Genomic DNA, 19,764 nt, shown 5'->3' with positions numbered 1-19,764 from the left:
TATCAAAGTTTATGGTGACTTAAGCAACTGTTTATCGTGAGGTCATGCCTGATTCATCAGAAAATTTCCAGACCCGGGTAATGACCAAAACATCGAGCTCTTTCAGCAAGTCCGCAGGTAACGGTGCAAATGGCGCGCTCATACGAACAATTCTTTTAGCCGCCTCATCCAATGCCGGATTTCCCGAAGACTGGTTGATGCGTATGCTGTAAATACTGCCATCGGCTTTAATGCCGACATCCATGGTTAAGATGCCGGAAAAGTTTTTCTTGGCCGCCACTTCCGGATAATTAAGATTGCCGGTACGCTCCACTTTAGATTCCCAATCCTTCATATATTGGGCGGCCACATATTTATGGGCGCTCACCGAGTCGACAAATTTTATCTTGGTTTGCTCGGCACTTTGCTGGTTTAGCCTGATTTCGGTACCCAATTGCGCAATTTGTTGCTGTAGCAACTCTGGCGACAATGGCGGGCGCTTTTCAGCAGGGCGCTTTGTAGCCGGCTTGCTTGCAGTAACGACCTTTTTTTCTGCCTTTTTCTGGGTGATCAGTTTTTTCGCCGCTTTGGGCTTACTCTGTTCGGGCGCGCTCTTTTTTATCGGCATGGTTTTGTTTTTGCCCGGACTGGGCAGTTGTTGCGGCGGCGGCTTGGTACTTTGTTCGCCCGCAGCCAGCTGATTTTCCTGGGCTAAAGACTTCGCCTTTTCAGGCGCTTTTGGGGTCGGCATATTGACCAGGGTAATATCGATAGCTCGGCTGACTTTTTCCGGCTGCGGCGCGGTGAAATTAATTCCCAGTCCGATAACCACATGAATGACCGCCGCTACAAATAAGGCAATCAATAATGAATCATTAGTAGACAGCTCAGTAGTGGGCTCAAATATTAGCTGATGTGCTCTCATTGTAAGACAGTTTCAATATGATCCATGAGTTGACCGCAAATATTCAAGCCAAACTGGCGATCCAGTTCCTGAACGCAAGTAGGACTGGTCACATTAATTTCGGTCAGCGTATCGCCAATCACATCAATCCCGACAAAAATCAGGCCTTTTTCCCGTAAGGTAGGTCCCACCTGATTGGCAATCCAGCGATCTCGTTCGGTTAATTCGCGGCCTTCGGCCCGCCCGCCCGCCGCCAAATTGCCGCGGGTTTCGCCTTGTGCAGGAATGCGCGCCAGACAGTACGGTATGACCTCGCCATTAACCAGCAATATCCGTTTATCGCCGTCTACAATTTGCGGCAGATACTTTTGCGCCATCACATAGCGACTGTTGTACTCGGTCATGGTTTCCAGAATCACGCTAAGATTGGGATCGTTCTGACGCAAATGGAAAATAGAAGTACCGCCCATGCCATCCAGCGGTTTTAAAATAATTTCGCCTTGTTCCAGCAAAAAGCGCCTGATTCGATCAGGCTCTCTAGCGACCAAAGTTTCTGCGCAACACTGCGGAAACCATGCGGTAAACAGCTTTTCATTGGCATCCCGCAACGACTGCGGTTTGTTAACCACATAAACGCCCATACTTTCCGCTCGTTCCAGCAAGTAGGTGGCATAAATATATTCCTGGTCAAAAGGCGGATCCTTGCGCATCATAATCACGTCCAGCTGATCCAGAGGAATATCCTGCTCGGCCGTAAACTCGTGCCAGCTATTTTCATCTCGCTGAACTTTAAGCGTCCGCGTTCTGGCATAAGCCCTGCCGTTTCTCAGAAACAAATCGTTGAGCTCCATGTAATGCAGCTCCCAGCCTCGCTCCTGTGCTTCAAGCAACATCGCAAAACTGGTGTCTTTTTTTATGTTGATATGGTCTATGGAATCCATGACCATGCCGAGCTTAATGGGCATAATTATTTTCCTGGTAATTGTTTGAGTCGCAAGGCTAAAAGCTAAAAAATTATACGTCTTTTGCTCTTTGCCTTGCGCCTTTTATCTTATTTATTTTATAGATTCTTATTTACCTTGGAAAGAATTTTTGGTATAAAGCTCGGCTAACTTTTGAATTTAGGCACGCATTAGGGGTTAATCATGTCCAGAGTATGTCAAGTAACAGGCAAACGCCCGGTTACAGGTAACAATGTTTCACACGCTAACAACAGAACTAAAAGACGCTTTTGTCCGAATCTGCAACACCACAGATTCTGGGTAGAGAGCGAAAACCGCTGGGTTCGCCTCAGAATTTCCACCAAAGGTATGCGTATCATTGACAAAAATGGCATCGATGCCGTTCTTGCCGACTTGCGTAAATCCGGCTATAATGCTTAAGAGGATAGAAAAATGCGCGATAAAATTAAATTGGTTTCTAGCGAAGGCACCGGGCACTTTTATACTACTACAAAAAACAAACGGACTATGCCGGAAAAAATGGAGATCAAAAAATTTGATCCTGTGGTTCGTAAATACGTTATTTATAAAGAAGCTAAAATCAAATAATCAGTTGATTTAAAAGCTTGTTTCCGGCTTGTGCTCCACGGGCGCAAGCCGCGCGTACCCTGCCCGACGCCAGTGATTTTGACTGTCGGGTTAGGTTGTCGCATTTTTCCCTGCGGGCAAAGCTCACCTGTCCGATCTCACACTTGCTTTAGTTTATCCAGTACCTGGGTTAACTTCTCCACTTGCTTGTGCAATACTCGGCATTGCTTTTCAGCATTTTGTTGATCAAATTCCAGCTTCATGCACTTGTCATTAAGCTGTTGGTTGGTATTTTTCAGCGCTTCATTTTCCACTTTAAGCGTGTTGACTTGATCTTCAAGGATGCTAACAGAGACGTTTGCTGACGACCGCATTGATGCAGGAGCCATTGCCGAATTATCGACAGCTTGTTTTCGATGGCTTTCTTGATCAGAGCTTTCCGGGTCAGCATCAGCAGAAATAGGCGCTTCATTTTCCGGTTCAGGCGCAAGACCTTCCATTCCTCCCCTCAAAATCATGGCTTCAATCTTATGCCTAAGCAGTAAAAATGCGGCCGCCTCACTAATCTTGCCATCTCGGCAAACAACAACGACAAGCTTTTCATGACTTAAGGTTTTAAGCTGTATTCTTAAAGAGAAAAAAGGCGCATTGATACTGCCGTCAAGATGTTGGACGTCATATTCATCCTGTGAACGGACATCCAACAAAACGGCTCCTTTTATTACCATCGACTGCATTTCCGCATAATCAATAAACTTTAAAGAGGGCTCTTTTATTAAAGATACAAATTGATTTTTGTCCAAGCGTAACAAAGTCATATCCGTCGCTGCCGTAATAGTTACGTTTCTAGGCGCGCCGGAAAGCAATGAGTCCTCGCCAAAAGTGTCGCCGTTGGTCAGCTGAGCTAATTTAATCTCTTTGGCATTAGGCGATGGTTTACGCGTTAACAGGCATTGTCCGCTTTTAATCAGATAATAATAATCTCCTGTATCGCCTTGCTTGAGTATGTTTTCACCCTTTTTGTAATGAATGGCTTCCAAGCTCATTAATATTTTTTGTAAATTGGCGGGGGGGAGACGTTGAAAAATAGGCGATTTCAATAACGCCGTCATCCAATCATCTGGATCATCTTTAGTCTCGTCAATGACCATGTAACTGTTGTCCTCTTGGTAAGCAATGGGGGAGGGGTTATTAACAATAGCAGTGTTCAGGCGTAAAAAACGTACCATTCCGTTTGCGACAGCGTCAATTTTTTTTGGGATCTGGTGCGCTAATGCAAACTTGGCGGAATTGCTGCTCGCGGCAATCACTTCGACAACCAACCCGGCTGCCTGAAGTGTAACCTCGCCGCTTATTAGATAAACAAAATGGGGGGTTACATCGCCTTTTTTAAACAAAAAACCGTCCTGGACTTCTTCGACAGTTATTTCAGCGCATAACGCATTAAACTGAGTGCCGGACAAGGTTGCGAGCGGGATTAGCTTGCGAATAATCAGCCCATCTTCAGAATTGACATCTACGCTCATTTGAATATTCTATGCAAGATCACCGTTAAATGACAGTGTTGATTGTTTAAAAAACTACTTTAACACACCTTGTATTAAACATTTTTGCACGTATATTATTGGTTGTGTCTATTTAACAAGTTCTGGAAAATCATGATGAACACTAAATCAGCAAAACAGCTGTTATTGATAATGATAACTTTTCTACCTGTTTATTATTGTACAACTTCTGTTACACAGGCCGACCTGCCGCCCTACATTGAAGGCCAGCCATTGCCGTCTCTGGCGCCTATGCTTGAGCGCAGCATGCCGGCGGTAGTCAATATTTCAACGTCGACCCAGGTTATGGTCAGTGAAAATCCACTGATGCAGGATCCGGTTTTTCGCCAGTTTTTTAATGTTCCCAATCAGCTGCGTCAACAGCAAAAAAACAGCTTGGGTTCCGGCGTCATTATTGACAGCAATCAAGGCTATATTCTGACTAATAACCATGTTATCGATAAAGCCGACAAAATCAGGGTGACCTTGAACGATGGTCGCCAGCTTTCTGCTAAATTAATCGGCACCGATCCTGAAGCGGATGTCGCCATCATTCAGGTTCTTGCCGAAAACTTAACGATGTTGCCTATTGCCGATTCCAGTCAACTGAGAGTCGGTGATTTTGTTGTCGCTATCGGTAATCCGTTCGGCCTGGGGCAAACCGTTACCTCCGGCATAGTCAGCGCTTTGGGTCGTTCCGGCCTCGGCATAGAAGGCTACGAGGATTTCATCCAGACCGATGCATCAATCAACCCCGGCAATTCAGGCGGAGCGCTGGTTAACCTGCGCGGTGAATTTGTCGGCATGAATACCGCAATCCTTGCCCCCAACGGCGGCAATGTCGGCATCGGCTTTGCGATCCCCTCCAATATGGTCATGACCATTAAAGAGTCGCTGGTTAAGCACGGCGAGGTTCGTCGCGGACTGTTAGGCGTTACCACGCAGAATCTGACGCCCGAACTGGTCAAGGCGTTTAATTTAAAAAACAAACATGGCGCCGCTATTAGCCGAATTGAAAGCAATTCACCGGCAGCAAAAGCAGGGCTGGAGCCGGGCGATATTATTGTTGCAGCGAATGGTCGTCCGATTAAAAACAGCCATGATATACGCAATATCGTCGGCCTGATGCAAATTGGCGATAATGTTGAATTGGAGTACTTCCGCGACAACGAGAAAAAACAGGTTACCGCAACGATCGGCAAACAGGAGTTGCCGCGATTGGCCGGAGATAAGCTGCATCGTACCTTACAGGGTACGCTGTTAAGCGCGCCGCTAAAGAGTCAGATCGAAGGCGTTTTAATTGAAAAAGTCGATACGGCGTCCAATGCTTGGCGCGTAGGCTTGCGTCCCGGTGACGTTATCGTCTCGGCAAATCGTTATCGCGTTCGTAATCTTGACGAATTAAAACAGGTCATTGACCCGAACGGCGCACTGCTGATTAATATTCAGCGAGGACAGGAAAGCTTCTTCATTGTGTTAAAGTGATTAGATGAAAGGCGCAAGACAAAAGGCGAAAGGTGCGTAATTTGAACCTTGAATCCTGACCCCTTCGCTTTTTGCCCTTCGCCCTTCGCCTTTAAAAAACATGACTACAGAAGACAGAAAATTCATCCCGTTAAACATTGCGATCCTGGTCGTTTCCGACAGCCGTACCGATGCCGACGATGTCTCCGGAAAAATACTGGCGGAACGTGCAACCGATGCAGGACATCAGGTTACCGAAAAGAAAATAGTCGCTGACGACATTTATCAAATCAGGGCGGCGGTTTCAAACTGGATTGCCGCAGATAAGGTTAATGTCGTGATCGCCACCGGCGGCACCGGCGTCACCGGCAGGGATGGTACGCCTGAGGCGGTTGCGCCGTTGCTGGACAAGGTTCTGGACGGTTTTGGCGAAATCTTCAGGATGCTTTCCTATCAGGACATTAAAACCTCAAGCATTCAGTCCAGGGCCATTGCCGGCGTCGCCAATGCGACCTATATTTTTTGCCTGCCCGGCTCATCGGGAGCCTGCCGCACCGCCTGGGATGCACTGATTAAAGAGCAACTGGATCATCGTACCCGGCCTTGCAATCTGGTGCAGTTGATGCCCAGACTATTGGAAAAGTAGATGAAATTTTTATTGCTCGGTGCGCTAAGCGCCTTAATCGGCGTCGGCATGGGTGCATTCGGCGCTCATGGTTTAAAAACCGTCATCAGTCCGGAGATGCTGGCTGTCTACCAAACCGGCGTGACCTATCAAATGTACCATGCACTAGGTCTGATCGGCATTGCTCTGATCAACCAGCAAGCACCCGATTCCAAATTATTGCACTGGGCCGGTCGCTTGATGTTCAGCGGCATACTGCTATTTTCCGGCAGCTTGTATTTGCTGGCTCTCCTTAATCTTAAATGGCTAGGCATGATCACCCCCATCGGCGGTGTTTGTTTTTTAACAGCCTGGTTACTCATCACAATTTTCGCAGCCAAAAACACCAGGGCTTCCGATCACCACAGCAGGTAACAATAATGCGCGACGCAAATCCCCAAACCATTTATCTGAAAGACTATACCGTACCCGAATACCTGATTCATAGCGTAGCCTTGAATTTTGACCTGGATGATGAAAACACCCGAGTGAGTTCACGACTCACCCTAAGCCGTAACCCAGCCAGTCAGTCCAAAGACACGGCGCTGACCTTATCGGGTGAAAATATGAAGCTCATCCGCATTAATCTGGATGACGGCACAAATCCGTCTGGAGCGGATTTGCATTTACCCGAAGGGCTCTGGGCAGGACAGCCCAGAGTGAATGACTTAAGCAAAGATCAATATCTGCAAACCCAGGATGCGTTAATCATTAACCAGGTTCCGCAGCAGCAACGTTTTGTCTTAACTATCGAAAATAGTATCAACCCGAAAGCCAACACCGCTCTGGAAGGACTGTATCTATCCAGCGGCATGTTGTGCACCCAGTGCGAGGCGGAAGGCTTTAGAAAAATCACTTATTTTCTGGATCGCCCCGATGTAATGACCTTGTTCACCACAACGCTGGTTGGCGACAAAGACCGTTATCCGGTGTTGTTATCCAACGGCAATAAAGTCGCCCAAGGCGAATTGCCGGATAATCGCCACTGGGTAACCTGGGAAGATCCATTCAACAAGCCCTGTTATTTATTTGCGCTGGTTGCCGGGCAACTGGAATGCGTTGAAGACCGCTTTACCACCAAATCCGGTCGCGACATCGACCTGCAAATCTTTGTCGAAAAACACGATGTCGATAAATGCGACCATGCGATACAGTCGCTGAAAAACGCCATGCTTTGGGATGAACAGGTCTATGGCCGCGAATACGATCTGAATTTATACATGATCGTCGCGGTCAGCCACTTCAACATGGGCGCGATGGAAAACAAGGGACTGAACGTATTCAATACCAAATTTGTGCTGGCACGGCCCGATACCGCAACCGACTCCGATTATGAACATATCGAAGGCGTGATCGGTCATGAATATTTCCATAACTGGACCGGCAATCGCATCACCTGCCGGGACTGGTTCCAGCTTAGCCTGAAAGAAGGCTTTACGGTATTCCGCGATCAGGAATTTACCGGCGACCGAACCTCAAAAGCGGTAAAGCGCATCGAAGACGTCAACATGCTGCGCACCCGCCAGTTTGCCGAAGATGCCGGGCCGCTGGCGCATCCGATACGCCCTGACGCCTATATAGAAATCAACAATTTTTATACCTTGACCGTGTATGAAAAAGGTGCGGAAGTGGTGCGCATGATCCACACGCTGATTGGTGCTGACGGCTTTCGCAAAGGCAGCGATTTGTATTTTGAGCGTCACGATGGACAGGCGGTTACCTGCGATGATTTCGTTAGCGCGATGGAGGCGGCCAATAATATTGATTTAAGCCAATTTCGCCGCTGGTATGCGCAGGCTGGAACGCCGGTATTGACCGTTCAACAGCACTATGACCCATCCGCACAAACCCTGACGTTAACCTTGAGCCAAAACTGCCCGCCAACGCCTGGACAAGCGCTTAAAGAACCGCTGCATATTCCGGTAACGGTGGGTTTACTTAACAAAGACGGCTCTGTAGCGCCTTGCAAGTTACAAGCTGGTGGGGGCGACTTCAGTCGCCCAGGGCGGATAAATCCGCCCCTACAAAGCCTTCTGCAGCTCACCCAACCCGAACAAGTCTTTACCTTTGAAAACTTAGTCGGACAGCCGGTGGTGTCTATCCTAAGAGGCTTTTCAGCGCCGGTTAAACTGGTCATGGAACGCAGTCTGGATGAGCTGGCGTTTTTATTAAGCTACGACAGCGACACCTTTAATCGCTGGGAAGCCGGGCAGCAACTGGCCGGACAGATTATTTCAGGGCTGGTTGCCGATTGGCAAAACGGCAGAGACATGCACGTCAGTCCTATCATGGTCGCCGCCATTCAACAGGTGCTGGAGCAACCCTGGGATGACTTGTCGTATTTCTCTTTATTATTAAGTCTGCCCTCGGAAACCTATCTGGCCGAACAAATGCAGGTTGTCGATGTTGAAGCGATTCATGCCGCCCGCGAATTTGTGCTACTGATTTTAGCCGAACAGTTTGAAGAGCAATTCCAGACTTTATATCGAAATAATCATCGGGATGAGTCCGGACAGTTTGATTCCGGCGCAATCGGCCGCAGACGCATCAAAAACACCTGTTTAAGCTATCTCGGTAAGCTGGAAAATAAGGATACTTATCAATTATCCCAACAGCAATTTAACCAAGCTAAAAATATGACCGACCAAATGGCGGCATTAACGGTTATCGTCGATAACCCGCATCCCGCCAAACAACAGTGTCTGGACAGCTTTTACCATCAATGGCAAGCGGAAGCGCTGGTTATCGACAAATGGTTTGCGCTGCAAGCCTCCAGCAGCATGCCCGAAACCTTTGCAACTGTGCAGGCGTTAATGCAACACCCGGCATTCGATTTAAAAAATCCGAACCGGGTCAGGTCGTTAATCGGCGCCTTCAGCCAGTCCAATCCGCTGCATTTTCACGCCGCCAACGGGCAAGGCTATCGCTTTCTCGCCGATCAGATTATCGCGCTGAACACCTTGAACCCCCAGATTGCCTCGCGCATGGTCGGCGCGTTAACGTCTTGGCGCAGATATGACCAAGGCCGACAATCATTGATTAAAGCACAACTGGAACGGATCATGACCACCGAGGCGATTTCCAAAGATGTTTACGAAGTGGCGAGTAAAAGTCTGGCTCAGCAAGCATAAATTCTCATTGACGTAGGAGCGGGCCATGCCCGCGAAGATTTGCGGCGATCTGTTTGCCATACCCGCACCCATCGCGGGCATGGCCCGCTCCTACAGTGCTTAACTAAAAAAATAAAATCATTAGGTGCTGAGCACTTGAGGTAATTCAATGAATGTTGCTGCAAAAAATGTATTAATTACCGGTGCCGCCAAGCGCATAGGCGCGGCTTGTGCGCGGTTGTTGCATAGCGAGGGCTGTAATGTTTTTTTGCATTACCGGTCTTCGGCGACAGAAGCGCAGCAGCTTTGCGATGAACTGAATCAACAGCGGCCCGATTCGGCAAGAATCATGCAGGCCGACTTGCTGAACATGGCCGAGTTGAAGGCTGTTGCCAGAGCGGCCAGTCTGGCCTGGGGCGGCATAGATGTGCTGGTGAATAATGCCTCATCCTTTTACCCAACGGCCATGACCGATGTAAGCGAGCGGCAATGGGACGAGTTATTGGGCAGTAACTTAAAAGCGCCGTTTTTTCTGGCGCAAGCCTTGGCAAAGACCTTAGTCGACAATAAGGGCTGCATCGTCAATATTGTCGACATCCATGCCGAACGGGGCTTAAGCGGTTATCCGGTGTACAGCATCTCAAAAGCCGGACTGGCCGCCATGACCAAGGTTTTAGCCAAGGAGTTGGGGCCCGAAGTCCGGGTCAACGGGGTGGCTCCGGGCGCTATACTCTGGCCGGATAATAATCTATTAGCATCGACCAAACTGGAGATACTGCAACGAGTGGCTTTAAAGCGTAGCGGTGAGCCATTTGATATTGCCAAAGCAGTGCTGTTTTTGATTAAGGATGCCGACTACATCACCGGCCAGATACTGACCGTCGATGGCGGGCGCACCCTATTTTGTTGAGGCCCAGGATGGCGTGACGCGTTTTTGTTTAAGATCGGTCTTGTCAAATTGCTCCCAAAGCTGGGCATAGCTAAGCTGGCTGACCGGGTGTTTCAGGGTAGGAGCGATTTCCGCCAAAGGCTCCAGCACAAAAGCGTAATGCTCAATTTCATTGCGGGGTATTTGCAGGCGGCCATCGTTGATGATCAGGTCGCCGTATAGAATCAAATCCAGATCCAGGGTACGCGCAGCAAATTTCCGGCTGTCGCGGGTACGACCATTATCCAATTCGATTTGTCGCAGCAGTTTGGCAACCGCTTTTACCTCCAAATCGGAATCAAAGCCGACCACCAGATTGTAGAAAGCATCACCGATAAAGCCCACGGCTTCGGTTTCATAAATACTTGAAAGCGTCAGCTCGCCAAAGACTTGCTCAAGCGCGCTGAGGCTGGCAGGAATGTGCTTGTCCTTGTCTATATTGCTGCCTATGCTGATGTAGCCTCGGGTCACGGGTTTATTTCTCCACGTTCAATCACAATGCCGACATCGCTGGCACCGCTGATAGCGCCTTTTTTATTCAGGGTTATTTTCACCCAAGGCACATTAAATTCGTTGCGGATAATGTCGGCTATTTCTGATATTAATTTTTCAACCAGTAAAAACTGACTGCCTTCAACAAAAGAAATAATACGGTGAGAAACTGTTTTGTAATCAAGCGTGTATTGAATATCGTCGGTTTCTGCGGCTTTTCGAATGTCAAAAGCCATCTCAATATCAAGGACGACGGTTTGCTTGGTTACTCGTTCCCAGTCAAAAATGCCGATGATGGTTTCAACTTCCAGTCCGCCTAAAAATATGATGTCCATAATGATTTCCGGTTATGATGCGTGTTTTTTAAAAGCGCTCAGTATCAGGGAAACGTCCGGTGCTGACAAGTTCAAAATGATGAAAAGGTTAGCTAATGATTGAATGGTTGTTTGTTCCGGCCGCCTATTTGATAGGCTCAATTTCCAGTGCAATTATAATTTGTCGCCTGATGGGTTTGCCCGATCCTAGAGAGCAGGGCTCGGGAAACCCCGGTGCGACCAATGTAATGCGTATAGGCGGGAAAAAAGCGGCAGCGATTACCCTGTTGGGCGATATGCTGAAAGGTTTGATCCCGGTCTATGCCGCGAATGTGTTGGAACTTCCCGCCGAGCTAGTCGCTGCGACCGGCTTGGCCGCCTTTATGGGTCATCTCTATCCGGTGTTTTTCGGCTTTAAGGGCGGCAAGGGTGTTGCGACCTCGGTCGGCGTGTTGCTCGGATTTTCCTGGGTGCTCGGCTTTGCCTTCATGGCAACCTGGTTTCTGATTTACAAGCTGGGCAAGATTTCATCCTTGTCTGCCTTAATCGCCTCGATCCTGTCGCCGGTTTTTGCCTGGTTTATAGCGGGGAACGAGGCTATCGTTGCCGCTTCATTGATTATGACGGTTTTTTTATTATGGCGGCATAAAGGCAATATTCAGCGCTTGATGGTTGGGGAAGAGTCGAGCAAGGCTAAAGGCTAAAAATCATATCGATAACCTAATCCCTTTTGGAAAATGATTTAGTCAATATTCCACCTCGTAAATACCGCAATCGTTGTCAAAATCATAAAAAATATAGGGCTTACTAGAATGGATTGGTTAACTTTTTTTGCAGACATAACAAAAACACTAACGTGGCCAATATTTGGTGGGGGTGTAGCTCTATTATTCCATAAACCAATTTCAGGCTTTATTAACCGAACCATAAAAATCGATAAAGACGGAGTAACTGCTATTTCAGCTCCTGAAGCTCAGCGTGAAAAACAAAAACCTGAGGCGGTACAGCAACTTCTTGATGCTATAGGTAGTTCAATAGTAATCACAGCGATTGAAGATTGTATTAAGGATGAATTAAAAACAAAAGGATTAAGTACGGATGGAGACAGCATAGAAGTTCTCATTAGACATTTAGCAGGCACCCAACTACTTTTATCTTTTGAACAAATTCACAATCTAATTTTTGGCAGCCAAATTTTTCTACTTAAAAAGCTTAATGAAGTTGCTGGGCAAGGCAGAGCTTCATCTTTTGTTGATGACCATTTTGATCGCATTAAATTGCAATATCCAGATACGTTTGATGATTGGTCAGTTAATCAATATCTCAATTTTATGTTTGGACATTCACTTATCACCATTCAAAGCAACCAAATTCATATTACAAACAAAGGCGTAGAATATCTAACATGGATAGCACGAAATGGAATTCCTGAAAACAAGCCGCTATAATTGAATAGGTCAGGCAACATCTTTTCGTTGCCCGACATTTTGACTTTCACCTGATTTAATTTAATTCACTAATCGGCCAGCGAGGACGCGCATAAATTTCCAGTCCTTGCTGCTGGCCTGCCATTAAACGCTGACAGCCTGCATAGGCAATCATCGCGCCGTTATCGGTACAAAATTCGAGTCTCGGAAAATAGAGCTGGGCATTCTCCTTGGCAACCATTTGGGTTAAACAGGCGCGAATTTGCTTATTGGCGCTGACGCCGCCGGCAATAACCAGTCTTTTTAGGCCGGTTTGCTGTAAAGCCCGCTTGCATTTAATACTCAGCGTCTCGGCAACTGCCTGTTGAAATGCGGCGGCAATATCGGCTTTGTCCTGCTCGGTTTTGCCGGAAGCGTTGAAGGTATTCATGGTGAATGTTTTTAAGCCGCTAAAACTAAAGTCCAATCCGGGGCGATCGGTCATCGGACGAGGAAATTTAATCTGCGGTGTGCCCTGTTCGGCGAGTGCGGACAGTCTTGGTCCGCCCGGATAGCCCAAGCCCAGCATCTTCGCGGTTTTATCAAAAGCTTCACCGGCGGCATCATCTAAGGATTCACCTAATAGTTGATAACGGCCAATACCCTCAACCTGTACCAGCAGGGTATGTCCGCCTGAAATCAGCAGTGCAACAAAAGGAAATTCCGGCGGATTTTCTTCCAGCATCGGTGCCAGCAGATGCCCTTCCATATGATGAACGGCAATTGCGGGAACTTGCCATGCCCAAGCCAGGCTTCTGGCTGTGGCCGCACCAACCAATAACGCTCCCATCAGGCCGGGCCCTGCGGTGTAAGCAATGCCGTTAATATCACTGCTGGCGAGTTGACTTTCCTGCAAGCATTGCTTGATCAGCGGCACTAATTTGCGGATGTGGTCGCGTGATGCCAGCTCAGGAACAACGCCGCCATATTCGCTATGCATGTCGACTTGGCTGTATAAAAGGTGACTACACAGGCCGTGTTCGGAGTGATAAATAGCGACGCCGGTTTCGTCGCAAGAGGTTTCTATGCCTAAAACGTACATTGAGTTTTTGAATTTTATAAAAGTAAAGGTATAATTAAGGGTTCTGTTTGTTCAGTGGATTGAAAAATCCTAACTTTTTAAATATTAACATATTCAGGTCATTATAATGCCTTCAGTAAAAATCAAAGAAAACGAACCTTTTGATATTGCAATTCGTCGCTTTAAACGCGCTTGTGAAAAAGCCGGTGTATTGGCAGAAGTGCGTCGTCGTGAGTTTTATGAAAAACCAACTGCAGAACGCAAACGTAAAGGCGCTGCTGCCGTTAAACGTCACTTGAAAAAATTAGCGCGTGAACGTTATGCGTTGAAAAACTTACGTCGCGGACGTCCTGCACTGTAAATATTAAGGTTAATACGATGGATTTGTTAACAGATCGTATCAAGGAAGATATGAAGGCCTCCATGAAAGGTGGCCATAAGGCAAGACTAGGGGTGATTCGTTTGATTTTGGCTGCCATTAAGCAGGTTGAGGTCGACGAGCGCATTGTTTTGGATAATGAACGGGTTATCCTGGTTCTTGATAAGATGCTCAAGCAGCGTCGCGAATCCATTCGTCAATTTGCTGATGCCGGTCGACAAGATTTGGTCGCTATTGAAGAGGCTGAAATTCCAGTAATTCAGGATTTTTTGCCGCAAGCTCTGACTGAAGCCGAAGTTGACTTAATGGTTAAAGACGCGGTTGCAGAGTCCGGTGCAGAATCGGTTAAAGATATGGGCAAGGTTATGGCTTTGCTTAAAGCAAAAATGCAAGGGCGCGCGGATATGTCGGCTGTGAGTGTCAAAATTAAGGCTGCACTAGCTGGGTAGTTTTTTTATTGACTTTGTGCGGCAACGACTCTTGTGCCGCCTCGGCAGCTGCTCCCTGCGGTGCTCTACCTCCTGCATGACCCACAGGGATACGGGGAATGCAGAGAAATGACAGGATCATTTCCTGTTCATGCAGTCGTCGGCAACTGCTCCATGCGTTGCTCTACCTCCTGCATCCATGCAGTCGTAAAGCGCCTACTTTTGTCAGTCTTCTCCATTAGATCGGCAGTCGGAGCATTGTGTGTCAGGTAGAATCCCTCGCGAGTTTATTGATGAGCTTTTGGTGCGAGTTGATATTGTCGACTTAATCGATTCGCACGTCCCTCTAAAAAAAACGGGTAACAATTTTGTCGCCCGCTGCCCTTTTCACGCCGAAAAAACGCCCAGTTTTTCTGTAAACCAAAAGAAACAATTCTTTTATTGCTTTGGCTGCGGCGTTAGCGGTAACGCGATTAGCTTTCTGATGGATTTTAGCCATCTTGATTTTGTTGAGGCGGTTGAAGACTTGGCCGGATTTGCCGGGGTCGAGGTGCCCAGGGAATCAATCGAATATCAGCCAGGGCAGAAGAAAGAAGACTTAAATAGTTTGTATTTGCTAATGGAGCAGGTAGCTAATTTTTATGCAGAGCAGCTGCGGATCGGTGATGAAGGAAAAAAAGCCGTTGAGTATTTAAAAAATAGAGGCGTCAGCGGCGATTGTGCCGGTGATTTTATGCTGGGCTATGCGCCAGACGAATGGAACGCCTTGGCGTCTCGATTTAACCCAAGATTATTACTCGATGCTGGATTGCTAGTCAGTAAAGAAGACGGGCACACCTATGACCGTTTTCGCGGTCGAATCATGTTCCCTATCAGGGATAAGCGTGCTCGGATTATTGGCTTTGGTGGGCGGGTGCTTGACGATTCTTTGCCCAAATACTTGAATTCTCCAGAAACATCCCTATTTCACAAAGGCAAAGAAGTTTATGGCTTGTATGAGCTTCTGGAAAAAAATGCCAAGCCCCAGAGGATTCTGATTGTTGAAGGCTATATGGATGTTATCGCCCTCGCTCAATTTGACATTCGTTACGCGGTTGCAGTCCTAGGAACGGCGGCTTCGCAGGCGCATCTGGATTTATTGTTCCGGTTTTCCTCGGAACTGGTATTTTGTTTCGATGGTGACAAGGCAGGCAGGGAAGCGGCATGGAGAGCGATGGACGCCGCTTTTTCCAGCTTAAAAGATGGGCGACAGATTCGTATTATGCTGTTACCGCAAAATCATGATCCTGATTTGCTAATACGAGAGCAAGGGGTTGATGGGTTTGTTGGTCGCGTACAGGGAGCGGAAACCTTGTCGGAATATTTTTTCGGGCATTTTTCGAATGAGTTAAATCTGTCCGAAATGGAAGGTCGAGCGCAATTAGTCAGTAAGGCTAAGCCTTATCTGGAGAAGATGCCGGAGAGTGTTTTTAAAGAGATGATGTTTGCACGACTAAAAGAATTGTCTGGGTGGGATCGCCTGGATATTTTGGAGAATGCAGCTACACTTGCTCTTAAGTCTCCGCCAAAAATAGGTGGAAAGCGGCCTCAGGATAATGGCAGATTGTCGTCGGCGCGGGTTGCGGTTGCCTTGCTGGTTCAGAATCCCAGGCTAGCTGAGTTGCTTGATCAACGAGAAATAGACTGGAGTGGGCTTGAATTTTCAGGGGCGCCTCTGTTTAAAAATATTTTAAACATGATTGCAGGTAAACATCCGACAAATGCAGCTGTTTTGATGGAGTGTTATCGAGATGCTGCTGAAGAAAAATCCATAAAAGCATTGGCTTTTTTGGATCTGCAGATTTCCGATGACAAGGTAGATGTCGTATTTTGTGACGCAGTAAACAGATTGCTAATTCAAGCCAGGGAGGCTGGATTAGCTAGATTGCTGGATAAAGACAAGACCAAGGGATTGGATGCACAGGAAAAAGAGCTGTTGCGTAAAATGCTTACAGGTAAATAGTTTTATGCCCGACACCCTTCGGGTAAATGCAAATCTGTTCCAGACAGATTTGTGGTGCAAAATAACAGGAATTTGTAGTATAATTTTCGGTTCGGCGAAGTTAGGTCGAGCAGAGTCTTACGTGAGTAAATATGAATCAAGAACAACAGCAGTCCCAACTTAAACAATTGATAGCCAAAGGCAAAATGCAGGGTTACCTGACTTATGCCGAGGTTAATGATCACTTGCCTAGTGATATTGTTGATCCTGAGCAAATTGAAGATATTATTGGAATGATCAATGATATGGGGATTCAGGTTTACGAAGTTGCTCCAGATGAAGACTCCCTTATTACTGATTCAGCGGCCGCATCTGCGGACGATGAAGATGCTGAAGAAGTGGCCGCTTTAGCCTCTGTTGATAGTGAGTTCGGCAGAACCACGGATCCAGTGCGCATGTACATGCGGGAAATGGGCTCAGTGGAATTACTGACTCGCGCAGACGAATTAAAAATTGCTAAACGTATTGAAGAAGGTCAGCAGCAATTGGTTAAAGCCATTGCTCGTTCCTGCATAGTAGTTGAAAATTTTTTACAATCATTTGATAGTATTACCGGTGAAGAAGGCAGTATTCGCCTGACGGATTTAATTTCCGGTTTTGTCGATTTATCTGAGCCCGAAGATTTTGTCGCCGCACTGCCTGTGACCGACGATGCCGAAGAGACTGATGCTGAAGAAGAGCCGAAGGGGCTTAATTACGAGGAAGTTAAAGAAAAAGTAGAAGTGCTCCGAAAACAGTTGAAATCGGCTGCTGCTACGATTAAAAAGCATGGCTATTCAAGTGACAAGGCAGGACATGAGCTTGATGCGGTGGCTGATCTGTTTATGGAGTTTAAATGGATCCCCGCGTATTTAAAGAAATTGACGGCTATTATTCCTAATGGCGTTACCGCTGTGCGTGAACAGGAAAAGCTGATTATGGATGTTTGCATCAATCATGCAAAGATGCCTCGTAAGGAGTTTATTGCCTCTTTTCCTGGGCAGGAAACCAGCTCAGAATGGTTCGATCAGTATTTAAGTGCCGGGAGCAAGTACTCGGCTGCATTGAAAGAGCGTGAAAAAGAAGTCAGAAAAGCGCAAAAGATATTAAGCGATATAGAGGCGGAATATGGCCTGAACATTAGCGGATTAAAGGATATTAATCGGCGCATGTCTATCGGCGAAGCCAAAGCGAGACGTGCGAAAAAAGAAATGATTGAGGCTAATTTAAGGTTGGTTATTTCGATTGCTAAGAAATACACTAATCGCGGATTACAATTCCTGGATTTGATTCAGGAAGGCAATATCGGTTTAATGAAGGCGGTCGATAAGTTTGAATATCGTCGCGGCTACAAATTTTCTACCTATGCAACCTGGTGGATCAGGCAGGCGATCACCCGATCCATAGCGGATCAGGCCAGAACTATTCGTATTCCGGTGCATATGATCGAAACGATCAATAAACTGAATCGAATTTCCAGGCAGATACTTCAGGAATTGGGACGGGAGGCAACGCCGGAAGAATTGGCTGAGCGCATGGAAATGCCTGAAGATAAGGTTCGTAAGGTATTGAAAATTGCCAAAGAGCCTATTTCTATGGAAACGCCTATCGGTGACGATGAAGATTCTCATTTGGGAGATTTCATAGAAGATGCTAAAGTATTGTCCCCAGTGGAAGCAGCAACGATTGCCGGCTTGCGCGAATCGACACAAAACGTGTTGGCGGGATTAACCGCAAGGGAAGCTAAAGTTCTGCGCATGCGGTTCGGTATCAATATGAATACCGATCATACGCTGGAAGAAGTAGGCAAACAGTTCGATGTGACCCGTGAGCGGATTCGTCAAATTGAAGCCAAGGCATTGAGAAAACTCAGGCATCCATCAAGATCAGAGCAATTAAGATGCTTCCTGGATGGTGAATAAATAAACATATAGGGCCCTTAGCTCAGTTGGTTAGAGCGTCCGACTCATAATCGGCAGGTCGTAGGTTCAAGTCCTACAGGGCCCACCATACATAAGAAAGGCTGCCTCGGCAGCCTTTTGTACATCAGGGTTTTACATTTTAAAGGTGGTATCGTGAGCAATAATTATACTTTCACATCGGAATCTGTTTCAGAAGGCCATCCTGATAAAGTTGCCGATCAAATTTCAGATGCGGTACTTGACGCTTTATTGGCTCAAGATCCACGCTCACGTGTCGCTTGCGAAACCCTGGTAAAAACCGGCATGGTCATTTTGGCCGGAGAAGTCACTACCGATGCCTGGGTTGACCTTGAAGCCCTGGTACGCAAAGTCGTTTGCGACATCGGTTATGATCACGGCGACATCGGTTTCGACGGTCAAAGTTGCGCGGTTTTAAATGCTATCGGCAAGCAATCGGCGGATATTGCGATGGGTGTTGACGAGGCCGCTAATCATGAGCAGGGTGCGGGCGATCAGGGCTTAATGTTCGGTTATGCCAGCAATGAAACCGATGTGCTGATGCCGGCTCCGATTACCTACGCTCATCTGTTGGTCAAGCGTCAGGCCGAAGTACGTAAAAATAAAACCCTGCCTTGGCTGCGCCCTGATGCGAAAAGTCAGGTTACCTTTCGCTACGAAAACAACAAACCCGTAGCAATTGACGCGGTCGTTTTGTCTACCCAGCATTCGCCTGACATTGGTGCAAAAGCCTTGCATGAAGCGGTGATGGATGAAATTATTCTGCCGGTTCTGCCCAAAGAATGGCTGCATAAAGACACCAAATATTTCATTAATCCAACCGGCCAGTTCATTATCGGTGGCCCCGTCGGCGACTGCGGTTTAACCGGACGTAAAATCATCGTTGATACCTACGGCGGCATGGCAAGACATGGCGGCGGTGCATTTTCCGGTAAAGATCCATCAAAAGTTGATCGTTCTGCAGCGTACATGGCGCGCTATGTAGCCAAAAATATTGTTGCAGCCGAATTAGCTGAGCGCTGCGAGATCCAGGTTTCATATGCCATTGGTGTTGCAGAACCTACGTCGATCAGTATTGAAACCTTTGGTACCGGTAAGGTCAGTGAAGACAGACTGGTGGAAATTGTCAGAGATATTTTTGATCTAAGACCCAAAGGCCTGGTTTCCATGTTGGGCTTGTTGAAGCCTATCTACCAAACAACGGCTGCGTATGGCCATTTCGGCCGTAACGAGGATACTTTCAGCTGGGAAAAAACCGACAAAGTTGACGCATTAAAAGATGCAGTCGGCCTTTAACTAAATACAGGAAATATAATGAGCCAAGCAGATTATAAAATCGCCGATATCGCTCTGGCAGAATGGGGCCGCAAGGAAATTAATATTGCCGAAACTGAAATGCCGGGATTGATGGCATTGCGTGAAGAATTCGGTGCAGCACAGCCCTTAAAAGGCGCACGTATTGCCGGTTGTTTGCACATGACTATTCAGACAGCGGTATTGATTGAAACCCTGACTGCATTGGGCGCAACTGTGCGTTGGTCTTCCTGCAACATTTTTTCTACCCAAGACCATGCCGCGGCGG

General features: G+C 47.1%; 21 protein-coding genes and 1 tRNA gene. 16 read left to right on the top strand and 6 right to left on the bottom strand.

The window, feature by feature from the left end:
• Positions 1-31: 31 nt before the first annotated feature.
• Positions 32-904 (bottom strand): energy transducer TonB, encoded by an 873-nt coding sequence (locus RW114_RS00965; RefSeq protein WP_340120851.1) that lies wholly within the window; start codon positions 902-904, stop codon positions 32-34.
• A complete protein-coding gene (gene gshB, locus RW114_RS00960) occupies positions 901-1,848 on the bottom strand; it encodes a glutathione synthase (RefSeq protein ID WP_340120850.1) in 948 nt (315 codons plus the stop codon). The genes RW114_RS00965 and gshB overlap by 4 nt, the downstream gene beginning before the upstream one ends.
• Positions 1,849-2,028: 180 nt before the next feature.
• On the opposite strand from gshB, the gene rpmB reads away from it, so the two are divergent.
• On the top strand, positions 2,029-2,265 hold the full coding sequence (gene rpmB, locus RW114_RS00955) for a 50S ribosomal protein L28 (RefSeq protein ID WP_340120849.1): 237 nt from the start codon (positions 2,029-2,031) through the stop codon (positions 2,263-2,265).
• Positions 2,266-2,277: 12 nt separating this feature from the next.
• On the top strand, positions 2,278-2,433 hold the full coding sequence (gene rpmG, locus RW114_RS00950) for a 50S ribosomal protein L33 (protein WP_340120848.1): 156 nt from the start codon (positions 2,278-2,280) through the stop codon (positions 2,431-2,433).
• Between the two features lie 137 nt (positions 2,434-2,570).
• On the opposite strand, the gene RW114_RS00945 is transcribed toward rpmG, so the two are convergent.
• Positions 2,571-3,938, bottom strand: coding sequence for a cyclic nucleotide-binding domain-containing protein (locus tag RW114_RS00945; RefSeq protein ID WP_422614772.1), 1,368 nt, complete (start codon positions 3,936-3,938; stop codon positions 2,571-2,573).
• A gap of 135 nt (positions 3,939-4,073) precedes the next feature.
• On the opposite strand from RW114_RS00945, the gene RW114_RS00940 reads away from it, so the two are divergent.
• From RW114_RS00940 to RW114_RS00920, 5 genes are all read left to right on the top strand, one after another.
• The gene (locus RW114_RS00940) at positions 4,074-5,441 is read left to right on the top strand and encodes a DegQ family serine endoprotease (RefSeq protein WP_340120846.1); all 1,368 of its coding nucleotides are present in this window, start codon (positions 4,074-4,076) and stop codon (positions 5,439-5,441) included.
• A gap of 100 nt (positions 5,442-5,541) precedes the next feature.
• Positions 5,542-6,066: a molybdenum cofactor biosynthesis protein B gene (moaB, locus tag RW114_RS00935; RefSeq protein ID WP_340120845.1), complete on the top strand. Its 525-nt coding sequence runs from the start codon at positions 5,542-5,544 to the stop codon at positions 6,064-6,066.
• On the top strand, positions 6,067-6,459 hold the full coding sequence (locus RW114_RS00930; RefSeq protein ID WP_340120844.1) for a DUF423 domain-containing protein: 393 nt from the start codon (positions 6,067-6,069) through the stop codon (positions 6,457-6,459).
• 5 nt (positions 6,460-6,464) lie between these two features.
• Positions 6,465-9,215, top strand: a complete 2,751-nt coding sequence (gene pepN, locus RW114_RS00925) for an aminopeptidase N (protein WP_340120843.1) — start codon at positions 6,465-6,467, stop codon at positions 9,213-9,215.
• Positions 9,216-9,363: 148 nt separating this feature from the next.
• On the top strand, positions 9,364-10,104 hold the full coding sequence (locus tag RW114_RS00920) for a pteridine reductase (protein ID WP_340120842.1): 741 nt from the start codon (positions 9,364-9,366) through the stop codon (positions 10,102-10,104).
• Here the strand turns inward: RW114_RS00920 and folK are convergent.
• Entirely contained in the window at positions 10,093-10,593 is a 501-nt protein-coding gene (gene folK, locus RW114_RS00915; protein ID WP_340120841.1) for a 2-amino-4-hydroxy-6-hydroxymethyldihydropteridine diphosphokinase, read from the bottom strand. The two genes, RW114_RS00920 and folK, sit on opposite strands and share 12 nt — an antisense overlap.
• Positions 10,590-10,949, bottom strand: coding sequence for a dihydroneopterin aldolase (folB, locus tag RW114_RS00910; RefSeq protein WP_340120840.1), 360 nt, complete (start codon positions 10,947-10,949; stop codon positions 10,590-10,592). Before folB ends, folK begins: the two co-directional genes overlap by 4 nt.
• Before the next feature lie 95 nt (positions 10,950-11,044).
• On the opposite strand from folB, the gene plsY reads away from it, so the two are divergent.
• Together plsY and RW114_RS00900 are read left to right on the top strand one after the other, a co-directional pair.
• Positions 11,045-11,632 carry a glycerol-3-phosphate 1-O-acyltransferase PlsY gene (gene plsY, locus RW114_RS00905; RefSeq protein ID WP_340120839.1) on the top strand — a complete coding sequence of 196 codons (588 nt, stop codon included), beginning with the start codon at positions 11,045-11,047 and terminating at the stop codon, positions 11,630-11,632.
• 108 nt (positions 11,633-11,740) lie between these two features.
• Positions 11,741-12,376 (top strand): hypothetical protein, encoded by a 636-nt coding sequence (locus RW114_RS00900; RefSeq protein WP_340120838.1) that lies wholly within the window; start codon positions 11,741-11,743, stop codon positions 12,374-12,376.
• A gap of 55 nt (positions 12,377-12,431) precedes the next feature.
• Here the strand turns inward: RW114_RS00900 and tsaD are convergent, their stop codons facing one another.
• The gene (tsaD, locus tag RW114_RS00895; RefSeq protein WP_340120837.1) at positions 12,432-13,436 is read right to left on the bottom strand and encodes a tRNA (adenosine(37)-N6)-threonylcarbamoyltransferase complex transferase subunit TsaD; all 1,005 of its coding nucleotides are present in this window, start codon (positions 13,434-13,436) and stop codon (positions 12,432-12,434) included.
• Positions 13,437-13,542: 106 nt separating this feature from the next.
• Between tsaD and rpsU the strand changes: the two genes are divergently transcribed.
• The 7 genes from rpsU to RW114_RS00860 form a co-directional block, all read left to right on the top strand.
• Positions 13,543-13,776 (top strand): 30S ribosomal protein S21, encoded by a 234-nt coding sequence (gene rpsU, locus RW114_RS00890; protein ID WP_006890759.1) that lies wholly within the window; start codon positions 13,543-13,545, stop codon positions 13,774-13,776.
• 17 nt (positions 13,777-13,793) lie between these two features.
• Complete coding sequence (locus RW114_RS00885) at positions 13,794-14,243, top strand: GatB/YqeY domain-containing protein (protein WP_340120836.1); 450 nt, start codon at positions 13,794-13,796, stop codon at positions 14,241-14,243.
• 241 nt (positions 14,244-14,484) lie between these two features.
• Complete coding sequence (gene dnaG / locus RW114_RS00880) at positions 14,485-16,224, top strand: DNA primase (protein ID WP_340120835.1); 1,740 nt, start codon at positions 14,485-14,487, stop codon at positions 16,222-16,224.
• Between the two features lie 131 nt (positions 16,225-16,355).
• Positions 16,356-18,164 (top strand): RNA polymerase sigma factor RpoD, encoded by a 1,809-nt coding sequence (gene rpoD, locus RW114_RS00875; protein ID WP_340120834.1) that lies wholly within the window; start codon positions 16,356-16,358, stop codon positions 18,162-18,164.
• 11 nt (positions 18,165-18,175) lie between these two features.
• Positions 18,176-18,252: transfer RNA gene (locus tag RW114_RS00870), tRNA-Ile, on the top strand.
• Between the two features lie 65 nt (positions 18,253-18,317).
• Complete coding sequence (gene metK, locus RW114_RS00865) at positions 18,318-19,478, top strand: methionine adenosyltransferase (RefSeq protein ID WP_340120833.1); 1,161 nt, start codon at positions 18,318-18,320, stop codon at positions 19,476-19,478.
• An 18-nt stretch (positions 19,479-19,496) separates the two neighbouring features.
• Positions 19,497-19,764, top strand: a 268-nt coding sequence (locus tag RW114_RS00860) for an adenosylhomocysteinase (RefSeq protein WP_340120832.1), incomplete at its 3' end; no start/stop codon positions are given.

This window comes from Methylobacter svalbardensis (genome assembly GCF_037671525.1).
Lineage (GTDB): Bacteria > Pseudomonadota > Gammaproteobacteria > Methylococcales > Methylomonadaceae > Methylobacter_A > Methylobacter_A svalbardensis.
Note: the sequence above shows the minus strand (reverse complement) of the source record. Positions and strands in the feature narration are given on the sequence as shown.

Excerpts from the sequence above, each read along its gene's own strand:
- rpsU (WP_006890759.1), top strand. The coding sequence starts at position 13,543 with ATGCCTTCAGTAAAAATCAAAGAAAACGAACCTTTTGATATTGCAATT.
- RW114_RS00965 (WP_340120851.1), bottom strand. The coding sequence starts at position 904 with ATGAGAGCACATCAGCTAATATTTGAGCCCACTACTGAGCTGTCTACT.
- rpmG (WP_340120848.1), top strand. The coding sequence starts at position 2,278 with ATGCGCGATAAAATTAAATTGGTTTCTAGCGAAGGCACCGGGCACTTT.
- RW114_RS00945 (WP_422614772.1), bottom strand. The coding sequence starts at position 3,938 with ATGAGCGTAGATGTCAATTCTGAAGATGGGCTGATTATTCGCAAGCTA.
- tsaD (WP_340120837.1), bottom strand. The coding sequence starts at position 13,436 with ATGTACGTTTTAGGCATAGAAACCTCTTGCGACGAAACCGGCGTCGCT.
- plsY (WP_340120839.1), top strand. The coding sequence starts at position 11,045 with ATGATTGAATGGTTGTTTGTTCCGGCCGCCTATTTGATAGGCTCAATT.
- rpmB (WP_340120849.1), top strand. The coding sequence starts at position 2,029 with ATGTCCAGAGTATGTCAAGTAACAGGCAAACGCCCGGTTACAGGTAAC.
- RW114_RS00940 (WP_340120846.1), top strand. The coding sequence starts at position 4,074 with ATGAACACTAAATCAGCAAAACAGCTGTTATTGATAATGATAACTTTT.
- RW114_RS00885 (WP_340120836.1), top strand. The coding sequence starts at position 13,794 with ATGGATTTGTTAACAGATCGTATCAAGGAAGATATGAAGGCCTCCATG.
- RW114_RS00900 (WP_340120838.1), top strand. The coding sequence starts at position 11,741 with ATGGATTGGTTAACTTTTTTTGCAGACATAACAAAAACACTAACGTGG.
- gshB (WP_340120850.1), bottom strand. The coding sequence starts at position 1,848 with ATGCCCATTAAGCTCGGCATGGTCATGGATTCCATAGACCATATCAAC.
- moaB (WP_340120845.1), top strand. The coding sequence starts at position 5,542 with ATGACTACAGAAGACAGAAAATTCATCCCGTTAAACATTGCGATCCTG.
- RW114_RS00930 (WP_340120844.1), top strand. The coding sequence starts at position 6,067 with ATGAAATTTTTATTGCTCGGTGCGCTAAGCGCCTTAATCGGCGTCGGC.
- rpoD (WP_340120834.1), top strand. The coding sequence starts at position 16,356 with ATGAATCAAGAACAACAGCAGTCCCAACTTAAACAATTGATAGCCAAA.
- RW114_RS00920 (WP_340120842.1), top strand. The coding sequence starts at position 9,364 with ATGAATGTTGCTGCAAAAAATGTATTAATTACCGGTGCCGCCAAGCGC.
- pepN (WP_340120843.1), top strand. The coding sequence starts at position 6,465 with ATGCGCGACGCAAATCCCCAAACCATTTATCTGAAAGACTATACCGTA.
- folB (WP_340120840.1), bottom strand. The coding sequence starts at position 10,949 with ATGGACATCATATTTTTAGGCGGACTGGAAGTTGAAACCATCATCGGC.